This is a genomic window from Ancylomarina euxina (assembly GCF_003863355.1).
GTDB classification, from domain to species: domain Bacteria; phylum Bacteroidota; class Bacteroidia; order Bacteroidales; family Marinifilaceae; genus Ancylomarina; species Ancylomarina euxinus.
This window is the reverse complement of the sequence record NZ_QQWG01000022.1, coordinates 20,358-38,772: the sequence shown is the minus strand read 5'-3', so window position 1 is coordinate 38,772 and position 18,415 is coordinate 20,358. Positions and strand designations below refer to the sequence as shown.

General features: G+C 35.2%; 15 protein-coding genes. 3 read left to right on the top strand and 12 right to left on the bottom strand.

Annotated elements, in window-relative coordinates:
* Positions 1 to 19 precede the first annotated feature (19 nt).
* The 7 genes from DWB61_RS15805 to DWB61_RS15775 form a co-directional block, all read right to left on the bottom strand.
* Positions 20 to 985, bottom strand: a complete 966-nt coding sequence (locus tag DWB61_RS15805) for an electron transfer flavoprotein subunit alpha/FixB family protein (protein WP_125031890.1) — start codon at positions 983 to 985, stop codon at positions 20 to 22.
* Between the two features lie 72 nt (positions 986 to 1,057).
* Complete coding sequence (locus tag DWB61_RS15800) at positions 1,058 to 1,807, bottom strand: electron transfer flavoprotein subunit beta/FixA family protein (RefSeq protein WP_125031889.1); 750 nt, start codon at positions 1,805 to 1,807, stop codon at positions 1,058 to 1,060.
* Between the two features lie 93 nt (positions 1,808 to 1,900).
* Positions 1,901 to 3,040 (bottom strand): acyl-CoA dehydrogenase family protein, encoded by a 1,140-nt coding sequence (locus DWB61_RS15795; RefSeq protein WP_125031888.1) that lies wholly within the window; start codon positions 3,038 to 3,040, stop codon positions 1,901 to 1,903.
* 57 nt (positions 3,041 to 3,097) lie between these two features.
* Entirely contained in the window at positions 3,098 to 4,342 is a 1,245-nt protein-coding gene (locus DWB61_RS15790; protein WP_125031887.1) for a thiolase C-terminal domain-containing protein, read from the bottom strand.
* A gap of 355 nt (positions 4,343 to 4,697) precedes the next feature.
* Entirely contained in the window at positions 4,698 to 6,206 is a 1,509-nt protein-coding gene (locus DWB61_RS15785) for an SLC13 family permease (protein WP_125031886.1), read from the bottom strand.
* Between the two features lie 205 nt (positions 6,207 to 6,411).
* On the bottom strand, positions 6,412 to 7,743 hold the full coding sequence (locus tag DWB61_RS15780) for a 3-hydroxyacyl-CoA dehydrogenase family protein (protein WP_125031885.1): 1,332 nt from the start codon (positions 7,741 to 7,743) through the stop codon (positions 6,412 to 6,414).
* Positions 7,744 to 7,806: 63 nt separating this feature from the next.
* Complete coding sequence (locus DWB61_RS15775) at positions 7,807 to 8,586, bottom strand: enoyl-CoA hydratase/isomerase family protein (protein WP_125031884.1); 780 nt, start codon at positions 8,584 to 8,586, stop codon at positions 7,807 to 7,809.
* A 355-nt stretch (positions 8,587 to 8,941) separates the two neighbouring features.
* Here DWB61_RS15775 and DWB61_RS15770 point away from each other — a divergent pair, with 355 nt between their 5' ends.
* Entirely contained in the window at positions 8,942 to 10,768 is a 1,827-nt protein-coding gene (locus DWB61_RS15770) for a peptidase U32 family protein (RefSeq protein ID WP_125031883.1), read from the top strand.
* A gap of 74 nt (positions 10,769 to 10,842) precedes the next feature.
* On the opposite strand, the gene pyk is transcribed toward DWB61_RS15770, so the two are convergent.
* Together pyk and aroQ are read right to left on the bottom strand one after the other, a co-directional pair.
* Entirely contained in the window at positions 10,843 to 12,255 is a 1,413-nt protein-coding gene (pyk, locus tag DWB61_RS15765) for a pyruvate kinase (protein ID WP_125031882.1), read from the bottom strand.
* A gap of 604 nt (positions 12,256 to 12,859) precedes the next feature.
* The gene (gene aroQ / locus DWB61_RS15760; RefSeq protein ID WP_125031881.1) at positions 12,860 to 13,291 is read right to left on the bottom strand and encodes a type II 3-dehydroquinate dehydratase; all 432 of its coding nucleotides are present in this window, start codon (positions 13,289 to 13,291) and stop codon (positions 12,860 to 12,862) included.
* 189 nt (positions 13,292 to 13,480) lie between these two features.
* Between aroQ and xerD the strand changes: the two genes are divergently transcribed.
* Positions 13,481 to 14,389, top strand: a complete 909-nt coding sequence (gene xerD / locus DWB61_RS15755; protein WP_125031880.1) for a site-specific tyrosine recombinase XerD — start codon at positions 13,481 to 13,483, stop codon at positions 14,387 to 14,389.
* An 81-nt stretch (positions 14,390 to 14,470) separates the two neighbouring features.
* On the opposite strand, the gene DWB61_RS15750 is transcribed toward xerD, so the two are convergent.
* Both DWB61_RS15750 and DWB61_RS15745 read right to left on the bottom strand, forming a co-directional pair.
* The gene (locus DWB61_RS15750; protein WP_125031879.1) at positions 14,471 to 15,097 is read right to left on the bottom strand and encodes a hypothetical protein; all 627 of its coding nucleotides are present in this window, start codon (positions 15,095 to 15,097) and stop codon (positions 14,471 to 14,473) included.
* Positions 15,098 to 15,208: 111 nt separating this feature from the next.
* The gene (locus DWB61_RS15745) at positions 15,209 to 16,444 is read right to left on the bottom strand and encodes an S-adenosylmethionine:tRNA ribosyltransferase-isomerase (protein ID WP_225423408.1); all 1,236 of its coding nucleotides are present in this window, start codon (positions 16,442 to 16,444) and stop codon (positions 15,209 to 15,211) included.
* Positions 16,445 to 16,613: 169 nt separating this feature from the next.
* Between DWB61_RS15745 and DWB61_RS15740 the strand changes: the two genes are divergently transcribed.
* The gene (locus DWB61_RS15740) at positions 16,614 to 17,636 is read left to right on the top strand and encodes a DUF2027 domain-containing protein (protein WP_125031878.1); all 1,023 of its coding nucleotides are present in this window, start codon (positions 16,614 to 16,616) and stop codon (positions 17,634 to 17,636) included.
* A gap of 86 nt (positions 17,637 to 17,722) precedes the next feature.
* Here the strand turns inward: DWB61_RS15740 and DWB61_RS15735 are convergent, their stop codons facing one another.
* Positions 17,723 to 18,328 (bottom strand): LysE family translocator, encoded by a 606-nt coding sequence (locus DWB61_RS15735; protein ID WP_125031877.1) that lies wholly within the window; start codon positions 18,326 to 18,328, stop codon positions 17,723 to 17,725.
* Positions 18,329 to 18,415: the final 87 nt, after the last annotated feature.

Here is an 18,415-nt window from a genome sequence, read left to right as displayed (position 1 = left end):
AGAGCTGACTCAATTTATATTACTCTCCATTACGAATAATCTCAGTTAATTCTGGGAGCACTATCATAGCATCACCAACAACACCATAATCAGCTACAGAAAAAATAGGGGCCTCCGGGTCGGTATTGATAGCAACTATACATTTGGAACGACTAACTCCAGCCACATGCTGAATAGCGCCTGAAATACCTATTGCGAAATACAAATTCGGAGCAATGACCTTCCCTGTTTGTCCTACGTGCTCTTCGTGACCACGCCACCCATCATCAGATACTGGACGTGAACATGCTGTGGCTGCACCCATTACAGATGCTAAATCTTCAACGGGCTGCCAATTATCAGCCGATTTCATACCTCTACCAGCAGATACCACAATATCAGCATCAGCCAAAATAATTTTATTATCAGAACTCTCTACAGATTTTACTTTAATCTTGAAGAGATCATCACTTAGTTCAGGTGTAAACTTCACGAGGTTTAAACTCGTTGGATTTTCGACTATACCAAAAGAATTCTTCGATAATGTCAATATCTTTTTTTCAGAGTCAATTTGAACGTAAGCAAAAGCCTTACCTGTGAAGACTTGCTTCTTTATAACAAAAGGATCTAAAGATTTTGGCACATCTAAAACACCTGCTGCCAAACCAGCTTTCAGCTTAACTGATAAACGTGGTGAAATAGCCTTTCCCGAATTATTATCGCTCAAGATCACATAAGAAGCATCTTCCTTGTTCACAACTTGGCTAATAACTTCAGCATAAATACGGCTACTAAGAATATTTAAACGGGAATCATCAACAGAAATAATTTTATCAGCTCCATACTGAACCAATTTTTCCAATTCTGATTCTTCAACCTCTCCAATCGAAAGAACGAGAGTTTGTGTATTAAGTCGAAAGGCCAACTCCTTAGCATAGGAAACCAACTCATAAGTTGATTTTTTAAATTTACCCTCCCAATTTTTTGCAAATGCGATTACTGACATAGCATATAATATTTTAGAATTTATCTTCTCTAATTTATCTAATCACTCATATTGAAGTCAATTATAATAGCCCTATAAAACTTTGGCTTCTGATTTAAGTAGATTGACCAATTCCTCCAAGTGTTCGGCATCAATCATTTTACAAGACGCTTTGGCTACTGGTAATTCAAACTCAACAATATGACTTAAAGATTCCATCTCAACTGCTGATAAGACTTCTAAAGGCTTTTTTCTTGCCATCATAATACCGCGCATGGCTGGAATTCTGGGTTCATTCGTGATTCCTTTTTGAACGATACCTACAAATGGAGTTGTCAATTCGAGTATTTGTTTTCCACCTGGAATCGCTCTATGAATCGTGACATTGCCATTCTCAATCTCGAGTTTAGTCATCGATGAAATGGCAGGACAGTCCATAAACTCACTGAGCATACCTCCTACTGAAGAGCCATTATAATCGCTCGATTCAATACCACTTAGTACAATATCAAAAGGATTATTTTTAAGATAGTCTGCAATTTGAGCTGCGACATAATAAGCGTCAATAGGATCAGCATCAATTCTGATGGCTTTATCAGCTCCAATGGCTAGTGCTTTTCTTAAAGTCGCATCACATTTAGATAAGCCTACATTGATAACACAAACTTCGTCAATTGAATTATTACCATCTTCCTTTAATTCTATGGCTCTGGTTAAAGCAAGTTCGTCCCAAGGGTTAATAATCCACTGAACCCCCGCATCATCAACCTGCTTGTTATTATCGGTAAACTTTACTTTGGTAGTGGTATCGGGAACATTACTGATACAAACTAATATTTTCATATGGTTTATATTTTTGTGGTTAGTGTTGATTTATAGTTCAATACTAGAAATAGGTATTCTAATATTCATAAATCTTTAATTAAGATAATCAATCTATGCTAATAATCCCCTTGAAATCACAATTTTTTGTATCTCAGAGGTGCCTTCATAGATCTGGGTAAGCTTTGCTTCACGCATCAAGCGTTCAACATGATACTCCTTCACATAGCCATTCCCTCCATGAATCTGAACGGCTTCAGTGGTCACTTTCATTGCTGTTTCAGCAGCATATAATTTAGCCATAGCACTTGCTTGTCCATAAGGTTTTCCTTGGTCTTTCAGCCAGGCCGCTTTCAGACAGAAGAAGCGAGCAGCTTCAATTTCGACGGCCATATCTGCCAGTTTAAAGGCAATGGCTTGATGTTTAAAAATTTCTTTACCAAAGGTTTTTCTCTCCTGAGCATACTGTAAGGCTAACTCATAAGCACCTGAAGCTAAACCTAAAGCTTGTGAAGCAATTCCGATTCGCCCACCCTCCAGTGATCTCATGGCAATTGTAAAACCCTGTCCATCTTCTCCTAAACGATTTTCCTTAGGGATCTTCACATTATTAAACATGACTGAGTGTGTATCCGAAGCTCTCATGCCCATTTTATTCTCATGAGGTCCTACACTAATACCTTCTAATTTTGAATCAATCAGAAAAGCGTTTATGCCATGATGTTTTTTTTCTGGATGGGTGTGAGCTATGAGTAAATATACTGAAGCCGTACCTCCCGAAGTAATCCAATTTTTTATTCCGTTTACCAAATAATGATCCCCCATATCAACAGCAGTCGTTCTTTGTGATGTGGCATCCGATCCAGCCTCTGGCTCTGAAAGTAAAAACGCTCCAATCTTATCTCCTCTCGCCATTGGCTTTAGAAATTCCTCTTTTTGGGCTTCACTTCCATATTTCTGAACTCCCCAGCACACTAGAGAATTATTTACAGACATAATCACTGAGACGGATGCATCTACTTTGGAAATTTCTTCCATAGCCAAAACATAGGAAACGGTATCCATTCCTCCTCCATCATATTCAGGACTAACTAGCATTCCTAGAAATCCCAGTTCGCCTAATCGCTTAACTTGTTCCTTGGGGTAAGTGGCATTTTCATCACGTTCAATCACTCCAGCTAATAATTCTCGCTGAGCAAAGTCACGGGCAGCATCTCGAATCATCTCTTGTTCTTCAGTGAGTTCAAAATTCATAGTGTGGTTTGTTTAAGGGTTAATAGTTAGTGTGTGTGGTTATTTTTCTTTCAAATTCTAGCCTTTTTTATAGACAATCGAAACCAATGTTTTATCATCACCTCCCATATTAATACTTAGAGCATATGGTCTATCAGCACATATTTCAATTTGGGCATCACCCGCCTTCCCAGTCAATTGTTCCCAAAGCGTAACAGCCTGATGCACTCCTGTTGCTCCTGTTGGGTGCCCCCAACCTATTAGACCACCTGTGGTATTTATTGGCATCTCTCCATCACGTTTTGTTTTCCCGTCAATAACGTAATCAATACCCTTACCAGGCTCGGCTAAACCAATAGCTTCAATGGCCATAATACCAGCAATCGAAAAGCAATCATGTAATTCAATGGTACCCAATTGGCTAATATTAATACCTGCCATTTCAAGAGCCTTCTTAACGGCATTTCGTGTTGTTTCCAAAACAGTAAGATCTGTTGGATCTTGAGTAATATTTGATGTCATTTGAGCGAAACCAATTACTTCAATAGCCTCTTCTGGTTTAAACCCTAAACGTTTTAATCCCTCTTCTGAAACAACAGCAATAGCAGAAGCTCCATCTGAAACTTTAGAGCAATCGAGTACCGTTAAATGATCAACAAATTTCTTAGGGTTTAACGGCATCTCAAGTGCCATATCAAGTAGTTTTGTTTTTTTATTCTCTGCTTCCTGAGCCGTGTAACAAAGTCTTGCATTTTCAATAGCATTGACATACCATTGGCTCATAGCCAATCGAGAACGGTCTTTACCATACTTTTCGTAGTAAGCCCCTGCTCTATTACTAAATACACCCGGAAAAAAATAGGCATGTCCATTTTTTCGAGATTGATTCCAACCCGCTGCAGCTAGTATATCAGCACCATAAACAGCCTTCTTTGTATTCTGAACTTCAACACCTAAAGCCAAAACCACATCTGCAGTTTCAGCTAATACAGATTTTATGGCAGAGATTAATGCCAAACCTCCCGAAGCACAAGCGCCTTCAACACTTATTGCAGGCTTAAATTTTAGTCCATCATCAATTAAAGGGAAAAATGCAGGTAAATTGGCCTGGTTATTAAATCGAGCAGCCATAAAATTACCTATAACACCTTCGTCTACTTTATCAGCACCGCCAATCCTTTCCAAAACTGCCTGCCCAGCTTCTTTGATGTAACTTTCCAAAGGTCGACACCCTTTTTTAGGATTGAATTCAGAACGACCTGTTCCCATTGATATGGTATTGTAACCAGCAAGCATGTAGATTTTTCGACGTGGAGATTTCATAAAGATTAGCGTTTATTATTAGAATATTATTCGAACGAAACTGCAGCCTAAACCAAAGAAAACGTCAAGAACTAATATAACATCTGATATCAATTTGACAAGGCTTATTGTCCCAAGTTATAAGTCAAAATATTTTTTCAGTGACTTAATTTAATAATAATTCACTTAAAATCAGAATCATTACGAATCTTATTTATAATAAATAAACATAAGCCAAACTGCATGACTAGTAAAATCAGCATAAAGAGTGCAAATTGTTAATAAAAAAAAATTCTCCTTTCATCTCAATATTGAGACAAAAGGAGAATTGAAGAAATAGAACACATTCATGTCCCTTATAGTATTTTGAAACTTTTTAAACTAAAAATAAATTTGCTAAAAAGAATCCTGCCAGAGATATTATACTGACTGAAATAGGATCTAACATAAAACCAACTCGTACCATATTACTAATTTTTAATTCTCCACTAGCAAAAATAACAGCATTAGGAGGTGTTCCCATCGGTAAAGAAAAAACACAACTCATTGCAAGTATCATTGGAGCAGCAAAAGCAACGGGATTCATTCCATAAGAAATCCCTATACTTGCAATAATAGGCAAGAAAATAGTTGCCAAAGCAGTATTACTCATAAGCTCTGTCATAACAACTAATATGAGCATTAAGATTAAAGAAATAACTGTTACTGATACTCCTTGTATACTTGTAATATAATTTGCAAAAAAACTTAAAATTCCAGTATCTCCCAGAGCTGATGCGATACTTAAGCCTCCTCCAAATAAAATTAAAACTCCCCAAGGTAATTTAGATGTGTCTTTCCATTCAAGAAGACGCTCTCCTGTCCCTTTAGAAGTTGGAACAAGAAAAAAGAGAACACTTATAAACATCGCAATTGAAGTATCTCCAAGGTTTATATTAAAAAGACTATTAATTCCACTACGAGTAATCCACATTAAAGCGGCCAAAATGAAAAGAGCAAATGTTGATTTTTCATCTCTGCCCATTTTCCCCATTTCTTCTAATTCTCGATCTACCATAGCAGAAAAGCTCTCAATTCGACCCATTCTATTAGGGTAAACAACTTTTGTAATAAGAATATACATTATAAAAATAAGTGCAATAACAATAGGCAATGCAAATAGCATCCATTCTAAAAATCCAACTTCAACATTATAAGTTGTACGAATATATCCTGCAAGAATTGCATTGGGAGGTGTTCCAATTAAGGTTCCCATACCTCCGATATTAGCACCATAAGCCATTCCTAATAACATGGATATTTTAAGGTTTCGAATATTCTTTGGGTTCTCATTGCTATTTTTTGAAATCATAGCTACTACAGAAAGTATAATTGGTAACATCATAACGGCAGTAGCTGTATTGGAAATCCACATACTTAAAAAAGCACTCGCAATTACAAAACCTAAAACAATAGAGTCTGCTCTAGATCCCATTAATTTAAGAATATACAAAGCTATCCGTCTATGAAGCGTCCATTTTTCAAGAGCCAATGCGATAATAAAACCACCTAGAAAAAGAAAAATAACCGATGAACTATATGGAATTGCAACCGATTTCATATCCAATATCGAGAAGGTTGGTAGTATAATCAACGGTAACAATGACGTTACTGGTAAAGGCACAAATTCTGTTATCCACCACACCAACATCCAAATAACAAGAGCTACAACTTGATGAGTACGAGCATCCATAAATTCAAAAGGGCTATAAATCATTGATAAACCAAACAATACAGGCCCTAGAAGATTAAAGACGACCTTTATTATATAATCAATTGATATCTTACGACCCCGCTTGTGATGAATCTTATCATCAGGTTTCCATCCTTTTGAAATTCCTGTCATATCTTAAGTTTTAAATAGTGAAATTCTACTTTAGCATAGTAAAATAATATTGCAGTTTAGTTAAGATTATTTAATCTTCATACGAAATCAACTGTGTTATATAACAACAAGGACTATAGGCTATCAAACACAATAAGCCTTATAAAACATAACAAATAAAGCCCAACCGAAGTTGAGCTTTAAGAATTATTTTAATAACGATTTTCTATTCAAAAAAGTTGTTTACAGGGCCATAAGCATGGTAGAAACCTGTCTCCATTACTTTATTTACTGCATTTGTATCAGCAGCAACACCACCTTCAACTAATAATTGTCCGATAGCTTTAGACTTTAGTCCATAAGCAACAGCCAATTTAGATGCAGGACTAGCTAATACTTTTAACTCATTGAAGAATGGAGATAAAATACCTTCTCTCTCTCTTTCACGAATCACAGTTTTCCAATTCAATTTTTCAGACGGTTGAGGCGTGAAATAAGCCTCATTAGCCGTTTTCACATCAGCAATAGCCTTATATGCGTTAGCATCTATATCGTATACAGAAACGATTTTTCCTTTCTCGTACTGGAAGAAACCATCTTTCTGAGAACCATCAGAATATTGACCTCCCGTTACACCAAGATCGATGTACTGGTTCAATATTTCATGAGATAATTTTTCTTGTGAGAAAGCAGCTTGCATGCTCTTAAGAATAAAGCACATCACATCAACCCCCACATAATCCATCAATTGGTAGATACCCATTGGACGAAGTAATAAATCACGACTCACCGTATCAACACGATAAATCGCATCAGCCAAAGCAATCTCATTGGTCATTCCTTGAGCTTGATCCAAAGCGAATAAGGCATCACGCATAAAGTGACCATTACCAATAAAGCCAGCTACATCACTAGAATAAACAACAATTTTTCTCATCGATTTAGCTAACTCTTCAGAGAACTTAATCAAGTCAGGGTTGATATTTTCTACTGGGATAACTTCTAGTAATTTCTGAATAACTGGTGGGTTATAGAAATGGAAACCAACGATATCTCCATTCAAACCAGCTTCCTTGTCAATCTCACCCAAAGGAATTGAAGAGGTATTACTTAAAAACCAAGTATCAGGATTATTCTGCTTAATTTGTGAAAACAACTTCACCTTTAAGCCTTTATCTTCTTTAATTGCTTCAAAAACAAGCTGAGAATCGTAAGCCGTTTCAATACGAGTGCTTGTTTTGATCATAGCCATCACATCGTTAGCATAGGCTTCAATCACTTGCTCATTTTCTACTAACTCAGCAGAATCTTTATACCACTCTCTAAGTTCAACGATATTTTTCTCACCTGACTTTAAAAGTTGAGATTTCAAATATTTCAAAAGTCCTTCTAAAGCTTCAGGAGAAACGTCGATCGCATTAATCACGAAATTCTCTTCGCGCTTAGCACCGATCTTAAGTTTTCCAACTTCGAAAGCTAAAAGAGCCATAATACCGCTACCCATTTTACCAGCAGCACCTAATAAACTTATGTTTGTGTATTTATTAATGTAGTTCATTTTGTTATTTTGATTTTGATTTTCAGATATTGAATTTACAAATGCAAATCTAAAAGCCAGTGATTATTTCCAATTTGGTTTACGTTTCTCAATAAAAGCGTTAACGCCTTCAATTCGTTCAGCTTGGTCTGCTTGAAATAAATTCCCGAACTCCCTAGACTCCATTGCTTCAGCATCAGTTCGTGTCATCTCTTTACCCTCACGCAAAACAGTCTTTAATAAACGAAGTGCATTTGGGCTATTTTTAGCTATTTTCTTGGCCATATCAATAGCTTGATCAAGAACTTGGTCAGCCTCAGTCAATTGCTGAACCAATCCCAAGTCATAAGCTTCAGTCGCCTTAATACCCCCGGCAGTCATCATTAGATACATGGCATGTCCCAGACCAACTTGTTTCAAGGCTTCAACGGTTCCATTAAATCCAGGAATTAAACCTAAAGAGGCTTCTGGCAATCCTAGTCGAGTATCCTTATTGGCCACACGGATATCACATGCTAAAGCTAACTCAAGACCACCACCAAGAGCAAAACCATTGATAGCAGCAATAACAGGAATAGGTAGTTGAGCTATATTTCGAAAGACAGATTTACCTTTCTCTGAAAAATCATAGCCTTCATGAACAGTCATATCCTGGAATGCTTTAATATCAGCACCAGCAACAAAAGCTTTTCCTGCACCAGTTATAATAAGAACTCTAACATTATTTGACTGTTTAAACGAATCAAGAAAAGACTGTAATTCATCAAAGACTTCATTATTGAGAGCGTTTAAGGCATTCGGACGGTTCAAAGTCAGAATACCAAGCTCATCCCTTTCTTCATAAATCAGATAAGAAAAATTCATAAGATGTGTGTTGTATAAGTAATAGGTATGATTTAATTCGTTTATTTATATGCAAATGCAATGATTATTCAAGTTGAATAAAATGATATTTTCAAATTATCGAAAACCTTTGCGTTAGAGATCATAAATTTATAAAAAAAAGTGACTTCTTAAATTAAATCTTGTGAGAGAATATAACAACGCGATAACCCTTTGATTAAAACCATGTTTGACACAAAATATTTGAGTCAGACAACTGCTTGCAAACAGAATTTAATTGAGTAAGATAAATCCTGAGCATCTTTTCTTTAAGTAGCCCATCTCCTAAACAGGATATCAGCTTGAAAAGCTTATCTTCGCAATCAAATTGAATCAAATGCGTAAAATCGAACTTTTGGCTCCGGCTAAGAATCTGGAAACAGGCATAGCAGCCATCAACTATGGCGCAGACGCTGTTTATATAGGAGCTCCAAAATTCGGAGCACGTGCCGCTGTGGGCAATACTTTAGAAGATATTGGAGAACTGATTAAATTTGCTCATCAATACTGGGCCAAAGTATTCATTACAATGAATACCATTTTATATGACAATGAACTAAAAGAAGCGGAAGCTTTAATACATGACCTTTATAAATTAGGAGCAGATGCTCTTATTGTGCAGGATATGGGTATTCTGGAAATGGATTTACCTCCAATTGAATTGCATGCCAGCACACAAACTCATAATTTCGATTTAGAACGGATTCAGTTTCTTGAAAAAGCTGGTTTTAAGCGTATTATTTTAGCCAGAGAACTCTCTCTTGAACAAATTAAAGAAATTCGGGCCAATACCAATGTCGATTTAGAATACTTTGTAAACGGTGCACTTTGCGTTTGTCTGAGTGGACAATGTTACTTCTCGCATGCCATTACAGGTCGATCGGCCAACCGTGGAGAATGTAGTCAAGCTTGTCGTATGAAGTACAATTTGGAAGATGCAGAGGGCAATATATTGGCAAAAGACAAACACCTCCTTTCGTTAAAAGATCTCAACCTTTCAAATGAGATTTCAGATATTGTAAATGCGGGCATTTGTTCTCTTAAGATTGAAGGTCGATTAAAAGATATTTCATATATCAAAAATATAACCAGTCATTACAGTCAAAAATTAGATCAAACTATCAAGCAGAACAAAGCGCTCGAAAGAGCTTCTTCAGGTCGTATTCATGTCAACTTCAAAGCTGACCCCGAAAGAACTTTCAATCGTGGTTTCACCTCTTATTTCTTCAAAGGAAGAGTGCCTGAAATCGCAAATTTCTTCTCACCCAAAGCGTTAGGTAAGGAAATCGGTAAGGTCATTGCTGTTCGAAAAGATCACTTCCTTGTTAAAAGCAATTTACCCCTTCACAACGGTGACGGTTTGTGTTTTTTCAATAAAAGCAAACTGTTGAAAGGCATACAAGTGAATGGTGTTAAAGGTGATAAGATTTACCCAAATGATATGAGCATGATTTGCGATGGTGCGACTTTATATCGTAATAATGATCACGAGTTTGCCAAGGAGTTAAAGCAAGACAAAAGCATTCGTAAAATCTCAATAGATATTCTATTTGAACAATTGGGAAAACAATTATTCTTGCACATTACTGATGAAAATGGCATATCTGCTTCGAATAGTATAAATGAGTCATTCGAACTAGCCAAGAATGAAGATATGGCAAAAAGTAATATTGAAAAGCAGCTTTCTAAATTGGGCGATTCCATTTATGAACTGGGCTCTATTCAACTCAATCTGCAAGAAACGCCATTCATACAAGCTAAATTATTGAATGAGCTACGAAGAAAAACTCTAGAAGAATTAAGTCAGGCTCGAATTGATTTAGCAGAAAAAGAGGTAACTCGTCCTTTAATTTCTCATCCAAAGTACTATGCCGACAAAATTACTTATATGGGAAATGTGAGTAACTGCAAAGCGGAAGATTTCTACAAAAAATGTGGCGTTAATGATATTGAAAAAGCCTTCGAACTTCAGAAAAATTTCGATGGTAAAACACTTATGGTAACCAAGCATTGCCTGCGCTATGAATTTGGGAAATGTCCGAAGCTAGTGAAATCGATAGACGAAAAACCAGGACCGCTGTATTTGGTAGATAATAACAGAAAATATAGCCTAGAATTCAACTGTCAACGCTGCGAAATGAAAGTCATCTTGATGCCTAAATAGATGAATGAAAAAAAACAAATGCTCATATCCAATCAGATATGAGCATTTGTTTTTTATACTAATTCGAAAATCGACTAAACTTTATGGGTTAGTTGATAAACATTGGAAACTTCCATAAAACTAACACCTTTGGAAGGTCCAAAACTACCACCTAAAATAATCACAGAATCTTCACTTGTAAAGTATCCTTTACCCATCAAGGTTAAGATCGCTTCCTTCACAAATTCATCACGACTAGCTAACAATTCTTTGTAATCTGCTTCCACACCATAAGATAAAGCTAACTCTCTCATCACACGTTTCGAGTAACAAAGAGCATAAACAGGAACATTTCCTCTATAGGCAGATAAGTAACGTCCAGTCCTCCCAGTTAGTGTATCAGTCACAATTGCTTTTATTGGAAGAAATTGTGAAGCGTTTACAGCTGAACGTGCCAAAACTGAAGTAACCTCCTTATGTCTGGGCTCTCGTTTCAATTTGTCTGGCAACAATTCCTTCTCCACTTCTTTCGCGACTTCCGTCATTACTTTTACAGCCTCAACAGGATAATCACCATAAGCCGTTTCACCACTAAGCATAATAGCATCCGTTCTGTTGTAAATTGCATTGGCAATATCACTCACCTCGGCACGAGTCGGTCGAGGATTTTCTATCATTGAGTGCAACATTTGAGTTGCAATAATCACCGATTTTTTAGCATCAATACATTTACGAACAATACGTCGTTGGATCACAGGTATTTTCGCGGCTGGAATTTCGATCGCTAAATCACCTCTTGCAACCATGACACCATATACATACTCCAGAATTTCATCGATATTATCAACACCTTCTTGATTCTCAATCTTAGCAATAATCTTAATCTTAGATTCTCTTGCATCAAGAATCTTCTGAATCTCTATAACATCCTCTTTTTTACGAACAAAAGAGTGAGCAATAAAATCAATATCCTGATCGATAGCAAACTGGATAAATTCTCTATCCTTATCACTCAATGATGGTAAATTAATTGAAACACCTGGAATATTAACACTTTTACGATTTTTCAGGTAACCTTCATTTTGCGCCTCTACAAGCAAGTAATCTTTTGTTTTATCGATAACTAAAAGTTCCAAGTCACCGTCATCAATAAGGATCCTATTCCCCACTTGAATATCCTGAACAAAAAATTCATAGCTAACAGCGAAAGTATTTTCTTCCACTAAACTGGAATTAGAACCAATAATTTTTACATGAGCACCCTTTGAAAGAAAGAAGTCTTCTTGAATCCCAGTTGTCCTAATCTCAGGTCCCTTAGTGTCAATTAATAAGGCAATTTTATCTGAAACCAATCGTACATTATCTATCACCTTTTGTGCATCTGCATGAGACTGATGAGCCGTGTTTAATCGAACAACATTCATACCCTCCTCAAAGAGTTCAGTTAAGAATTCAACATCACATTTCTTATCAGAGATTGTAGCAATGATTTTAGTACCTTTCTTCATAATTAAAGTTTTTTTTTAAACTGAACGTATACTGATAACAGTATGAATAGCAAATTTATGAAAAGGAGAATAGTGTTTTATAAAGTATTGACTTCTATTTTTAAATCAATATTTAAAAGATAAGTAAATCTATTAACAAAGCTCAAATTTTGAACTCTATAATAAGCTAGCATAAACACATAAGAAATTTCTAAAATTCCATTAATTCTTAACAAAAACGAGACAAACCCTAAGTCAATATTCTCACAAAAACGTGCTTATAATACAATCGAATTCACCCAGATTTATGCTCCAAATTAACACAAAACTAAAAGCAAATTCATAGCTTTATGCATCTCATTTCCTCTTCAAAATCTAAAGTATGAATTTTTGCAGGTATAAACCTATGGTATAACAGAATATTAAGGATGAAGGCCATTGTAAAACGTTTGCGAAACGCATAAATGGAATAAGTCTAAATAACTCAGATCTGTTTAATGATTTTTTTCTTGAATTAGATTTTAATCTATTCAAAACATTAATTCGTCAATTTTGATAAATACAAAAAAAAGGCAACTAATAAATCTCTTATCAAAAGAAATTTTACCATTCGTCAAAAAAAAACTTATTTATCTTGATTAATTTTTGAAAGGGCCTCTACCCCTAATCGATAAGAATCCAAGCCGAATCCAGCAATTACACCCACACAACTTGCACTAATCATACTCGTATGTCTAAAGGCTTCTCTTTGATGTACATTTGAAATATGGACTTCTATAATTGGAATATCCACAGCCGATATTGCATCTCTAATAGCAACTGAAGTATGCGTATAAGCCGCAGCATTCAATACAATCCCATCAAATGTAAATCTAACTTCATGAATTTTATTAATAATCTCACCTTCAATATTTGATTGAAAATATTCTAAGGTAAAATCAGGAAATACACGCACTAATTCTTCGAAATATTGATCGAAACTTTCCGATCCATAGATCGTTTTTTCTCTTGTCCCTAATAAGTTCAAATTAGGTCCATTTAGGATTAAAATTTTCATTTCGTCAAAATTTCACTTTAGTTTAACATAGAGTTCTTATCCGATTTTGACAAAGCTTACGTAATAAATTCATACAATGTTTTGTAATATTATCATAAAAATACGTATCTTGCTATCGTTAAAGCAAAACTAGTAAAATAGATTTGATTAACAATTACAACTAAACTACATACTTAAAAATTAATTGAAATGAATTGGACAACAACAATTGAGAATTTCAAGACTTATCTCACGTTGGAAAAGTCTTTATCAAAGAATTCTATTGATGCTTACATCAATGACATCACTAAATTAACAACTTTTTTCAAGGAGCAAGGAAGAACTGTAGCCCCTGTTGAGGTTGTTTTACAGGACCTTAAGGATTTTGTTACTTGGATTAACGATGCAGGTACAAGTCCTAGAACTCAAGCTCGTGTTATTTCTGGTATCAAAGCTTACTTCAAATATTTATTACTTGAAGAAATAATTGACAGAAATCCAACTGCTTTATTGGAAGCTCCAAAAATTGGACGTAAACTTCCTCACACTTTAACCGTTGACGAAATTGACGTTTTAGTTAAGGCTGTTGATACAAACAAAGCTGAAGGACAAAGAAACAGAGCGATTCTAGAAACTCTTTATTCTTGTGGACTACGTGTTTCTGAATTAATTGACCTTAGAGTTTCGAATCTACATTTCAGAATGGGTTTTATTAAAATTCATGGTAAAGGAAACAAAGAGCGTTTAATTCCAATTGGGAAACGAGCTAAAAAGGAAATTAAGTTATACCTTAAGAGCTATAGAGGTAAATTAAACATCGATAAGGATAGCGAAGATATTTTATTCTTAAACCGTAGAGGTCGCAAACTTTCTCGTGTTATGATTTTCACTATCATCAAAAACCTTTCTAAGAAAGTTGGTTTGACCAAGAATGTTTCTCCTCATACTTTCCGTCACTCATTTGCTTCTCACCTTGTAGAAGGTGGAGCAGACTTAAGAGCTGTTCAGGAGATGTTAGGACATGAGTCAATTTTAACAACTGAAATCTACACTCATCTAGATAGAGATTATTTAAAAGAGACAATCAAGAATTGTCATCCAAGATCTAAAGATCAATAATCACAAAATAAAAAAAGAGTAGCTAACCGCTACTCTTTTTTTTGTCTCTTATTTTTTTTAAGATCCTGAACTTAAACCCATTTATAATTTAACGATATATGCGTCTGGGAAACCTTTAGATCGAACATCTCTTAACTCTCTACGACATACCCAATAATTATCGTAACTGCGGTAAAAATATCGATAAAGATTCTCATCGTTATCGTAGTTTTCATACAAGCCATTTAATTTCAACTGACTAATACGCATTGTTTTTTCACTTGCAAAAACGTGTATTGAATATTTAAACTTAGGATCTTTCTTATTCTTAATCCCATAAGTTTCTTCATATAAATTCCTCATTTTCTTTGAGAACTTCATCCTGCTCACATCACGATAATAATTCCAGAATTCCCATTTACCATACCTATTAATTCGAAACAAAGTTTCAGGAGGTAGCTCCTCTACATAATTATCGTCGTCAATACTATCATTAGGAATAGTCTTAACCTCTTTCTCAACCTGAAGTTTCTTATCCTTATTTATCTTAGGATCTAAAGATTTCTCAATGACCGCTTCAGGTTCAATCTCAACAACTTCGGTATATTCGACCTCCTTATCATCATCAAGTTTAACTAAATTAAATAATTCAGGTGAAATCAGAGGAGAAAGTAAGCCGACAATAATCGATATAAGTAAGCAAGCTACTATATAGAAGAGATTTCTCATAAATGACGTATTCCTTTTTTAGATGATATATCTTGAGCTATAAACTCTACCGATAAGAGCAAAAGCTCTTATCGGTAATAAATATAATAAAATCTATTAATATATCTTCGATTAAGACTTCATCAATAAAGAACTATCTCCATAACTCAAAAATCGGAACTCATTATTCAAAGCATAATCATAAATTTCACGCCATCGATCTCCTACCAAAGCTGAAATTAATAAAAGTAAAGTGCTTTGGGGTTGGTGAAAATTTGTCACCAATCCTGAAATCACTTTAAAATCATAACCTGGTGCAATTATAATTTGTGTTGCGGCATTAAACAGAGATAAATTCTGCTTTCTCATAAAATCTATAATCGCTTGATAAGATTCAACACGAGTATAAGTTCCATTAAGCATATAGGCGTCCCACTGTTCAAGTAAATATGGGTTCTCTTTTCCTGACAGAATTTTAACTCCTAACCAATACAAACTTTCAAGGGTTCGGACAGATGTGGTACCTACTGCTAGGATATCATTTTCAGAATCAATAATCTGCTGCAAACTACTTATGTTCACTTGAATATGCTCGGTGTGCATTTCATGATCACCAATCTGTTCTACTTTAACTGGTTTAAAAGTTCCTGCGCCAACATGAAGTGTTAATTCAGCCCTTTTCACACCATTGGTATCTAATCGGCTAAATACAGAATCGGTAAAATGCAGGCCAGCTGTTGGAGCAGCCACAGAACCTTCATGCTTAGAATAAACGGTTTGGTAACGAACTAAGTCTGAATTTTCAGTATCCCGATTCAAATAAGGAGGAATTGGAATTTTACCTGTCAGTTCAAGAACTTCGCTGAAACTTAAAGAGTGATTCTCCCACGTGAATTTAATTTCATGAGCACCCTCCAAGTTCTCAATATGCTCTGCACAAAGAAACTCTTCCTTACCCTCAAACATGAAACTCATTTTAAGAATCCCAGATTTCCATTTACGCAAATTCCCAATTATACACTTCCATGTACAAACACCTTTTGCCTGAAAAGCTAAGTTATAATCAGCAGGATTTAAGGGTTCCAAACAAAAGATTTCAATACGAGCTCCAGTTTCTTTATAAAAAATCAACCTAGCCTGAATCACTTTAGTGTTATTGAAAACCATAGTTGTGCCTTCTGCTATTTCTTCGGGCAAATTTTGAAATCCTCGTTCTCTAATTTCATTATTTTTAAACACCAATAATTTCGACTCTTCACGATTGCCTAAAGGATATTTGGCGATTTTTTCATCAGGTAGATCGTAGGTAAAATCTGATATTTGAATATGCTTTTGATTCATTACTGTTTCTTCGGTTCTTATTTCCATCTCTCCTCTAAATATTTCTCAACAATACCACTCTCCTTTGTTAGAGAATAGAATTGGTGCGCAAAAATAGTTAACTTTGTTCGTATTATAAAACTATGCCTCAGATTCCACTCAATAGAATCATTTTTTTTCAAAGTCTCATATCTGTTGGCAATAAACTAGATATCACATGCAAATAAATATTGGAGATAAAGTCAAATTTCTAAGCGAGACCGGAGGCGGTAGAGTTACCCGCATTATCGATGCAAAAACCGTAATGGTTCTTAATGATGAAGATGATTTCGAAATTCCAACTCTTAAAAAAGATCTGGTTGTCATTGAATCACAGTCTGAGGGAAATTCTTCAGCTTCCCATAGTCTATCATCTAATAAAAAAGTGACAACAAGCGCAAAAAGTGAACCGCTAAAAGTTCAAAAGGAAGATGTTTATTTTGCCTTTGTTCCACGAGCTGGTTATGAAATTACTTCTAGTCCACTGGAACTCTACCTTATAAATGATACCAATTCAATCCTTCTTTACAGTTTTTTCAATCAGAATGCTGGGAAATTCGAAGGCATTACAACAGGCAATATAGATCCGAATTCAAAAATATTGCTAACTGAGTTTGATCAAAACGATCTTGGTAAACTAAGTGCATTTCATTTTCAAGTTTTGTATTATCAATCAGGTGACTTTACCCCCAAAACACCGATTAATAAAACCGTAAAAATTCAGGCTGTGAAATTTTACAAATCGAATTCCTATCATCTAACCGATTATTTTCATGAACAAGTCATTCTTCATCAACTCACAGCCGATAGCATAGAGCATAAACTTGATGAGTTGAGCCAAAAAGACTTTAATAAGTTGATTCGAGAAAAAGAAAGTACGGAAACTAAAATTCAAGTTCCAAAACTAAATCCAAAGACTGATATTTTAGAAGTTGATTTACACATCAATAAACTGATCGATTCTGTTACAGGTTTCTCAAATGCTGACATTCTGAACTTCCAAATGGATAAATTTCATGAGGTGTTACGAGAGAATGAAAATAATAAGGGAAAAAAAATCGTTTTTATTCATGGGATTGGAAATGGTACACTAAAACAAAAAGTGCTTAGTGAACTGAAAAGAAAGTATAAGAAGCATAATTCACAGGATGCCTCGTTCAAAGAATATGGCTATGGTGCAACCATGGTGACAATAAAATAATCTGACTGGAACAAGACCTAACAAAAAAGGAGATAGTAAATCAATTACTATCTCCTTTTTCTATATTCGGTAAATCTAATTCTCTATTATTCTAAAAATGATTTCACGGGTTCGAAACAGGTAAGAAATACCAGAAAACCCAAAACAGCAATAATGATTCCTGAAATCTTATTGATCCAAAACATTTGCTTTAATCTGAATTTTTTTCTAAAAACATTAACCAAGGTTGAAAGTCCATACCACCAAAGTGATCCACCTAGAAACACACCTAGCAATAAGAACATAGATACCCTTGTTGAGTTCGCATCTCCAAAAACAGATGCACCCGCAAACATGGCTCCAAAAAATAAGACTGCAATTGGATTTGAAAGTGTTAGAAAAAAGATGGCCAGAAAATCACCCAGCATACCTCTTTTACCGGGTGCCTGTGATTTTCTAAATTGCTTGATGGTATTTGTAAAGAAGATTCTTAAACCAACAAACACCAAGAAGATAGATCCAATTAATCTAAAATAAAATTCTTGAGCTTGAATAAAATTGATGACAAAACCCAAACCTAATACCGCGATTGAAGCAAATAGGGTATCTGCAACTGCAGCTCCTGAACCAGAAATAAAACCAGCAAGTCGACCTTTCTGCAAAGTCTTCTGAATGATTAAGACACCAATTGGGCCCAATGGTATTGAAGCCATGAGACCGATAAAAATTCCTTTGATTATATATTGAATATCCAAGTGATGGGCTTTTGCAAATAAAAAATTCAGCAGCAAAGATCGTAA

Excerpts from the sequence above, each read along its gene's own strand:
- DWB61_RS15805 (WP_125031890.1), bottom strand. The coding sequence starts at position 985 with ATGTCAGTAATCGCATTTGCAAAAAATTGGGAGGGTAAATTTAAAAAA.
- DWB61_RS15800 (WP_125031889.1), bottom strand. The coding sequence starts at position 1,807 with ATGAAAATATTAGTTTGTATCAGTAATGTTCCCGATACCACTACCAAA.
- DWB61_RS15795 (WP_125031888.1), bottom strand. The coding sequence starts at position 3,040 with ATGAATTTTGAACTCACTGAAGAACAAGAGATGATTCGAGATGCTGCC.
- DWB61_RS15790 (WP_125031887.1), bottom strand. The coding sequence starts at position 4,342 with ATGAAATCTCCACGTCGAAAAATCTACATGCTTGCTGGTTACAATACC.
- DWB61_RS15785 (WP_125031886.1), bottom strand. The coding sequence starts at position 6,206 with ATGACAGGAATTTCAAAAGGATGGAAACCTGATGATAAGATTCATCAC.
- DWB61_RS15780 (WP_125031885.1), bottom strand. The coding sequence starts at position 7,743 with ATGAACTACATTAATAAATACACAAACATAAGTTTATTAGGTGCTGCT.
- DWB61_RS15775 (WP_125031884.1), bottom strand. The coding sequence starts at position 8,586 with ATGAATTTTTCTTATCTGATTTATGAAGAAAGGGATGAGCTTGGTATT.
- DWB61_RS15770 (WP_125031883.1), top strand. The coding sequence starts at position 8,942 with ATGCGTAAAATCGAACTTTTGGCTCCGGCTAAGAATCTGGAAACAGGC.
- pyk (WP_125031882.1), bottom strand. The coding sequence starts at position 12,255 with ATGAAGAAAGGTACTAAAATCATTGCTACAATCTCTGATAAGAAATGT.
- aroQ (WP_125031881.1), bottom strand. The coding sequence starts at position 13,291 with ATGAAAATTTTAATCCTAAATGGACCTAATTTGAACTTATTAGGGACA.
- xerD (WP_125031880.1), top strand. The coding sequence starts at position 13,481 with ATGAATTGGACAACAACAATTGAGAATTTCAAGACTTATCTCACGTTG.
- DWB61_RS15750 (WP_125031879.1), bottom strand. The coding sequence starts at position 15,097 with ATGAGAAATCTCTTCTATATAGTAGCTTGCTTACTTATATCGATTATT.
- DWB61_RS15745 (WP_225423408.1), bottom strand. The coding sequence starts at position 16,444 with ATGGAAATAAGAACCGAAGAAACAGTAATGAATCAAAAGCATATTCAA.
- DWB61_RS15740 (WP_125031878.1), top strand. The coding sequence starts at position 16,614 with ATGCAAATAAATATTGGAGATAAAGTCAAATTTCTAAGCGAGACCGGA.
- DWB61_RS15735 (WP_125031877.1), bottom strand. The coding sequence starts at position 18,328 with ATGGCTTCAATACCATTGGGCCCAATTGGTGTCTTAATCATTCAGAAG.